The following is a 544-nucleotide window of genomic DNA, read 5'->3' as shown; positions in this document are numbered from 1 at the left end:
CCGCCGACCCTGGAGCAGGTCGCCGCGCGGGCGGCGTCGGACGCGGCACGGCGTCGCGCGTCATCAACGGCTCCTCGCAGGTCTCGCCGCGCACCCGTGAGGCGGTGCTCCAGGCGGTGGCCGACCTGGGCTACGTCCCGAACCAGGCGGCCCGCGCCCTGGTCACGCGGCGCACGGGCATGGTCGCGCTGGTCATCGCCGAGTCCGAGGAGCGCATCTTCGGCGAGCCGTTCTTCGCCGGCGTCCTGCGCGGCATCTCCGCCGAGCTCGCCGACGCCTCGCGCCAGCTCGTGCTGTCGCTCGTCCAGTCGGCCGAGCAGGCCGAGCGGCTGCACGCCTTCCTGTCGCCGGCCCACGTCGACGGCGTCCTGGCCCTGTCGATCCACGACGACGGCGCGCTGCCGGTCGACCTCAGCGCCCGCGGCATCCCCACGGTGCTGGGCGGCCGGTCCGAGCGCTGGCCCGAGGCGTCCTACGTCGACGTCGACAACCGGTCCGGGGCACGGGTCGCCGTGGAGCACCTGCTGCGCCGCGGCCGCCGCAC

General features: G+C 76.3%; 1 protein-coding gene. It reads left to right on the top strand.

Annotated elements, in window-relative coordinates; genetic code table 11:
* Positions 1–544: LacI family DNA-binding transcriptional regulator (locus AC2W7G_RS18290; protein ID WP_485869686.1), on the top strand; the 544-nt coding region annotated here is incomplete at both ends.

It is taken from the genome of Aeromicrobium sp. PFPM2_SD2 (assembly GCF_057364525.1).
This window is presented reverse-complemented; position numbering and strand designations above follow the sequence as displayed.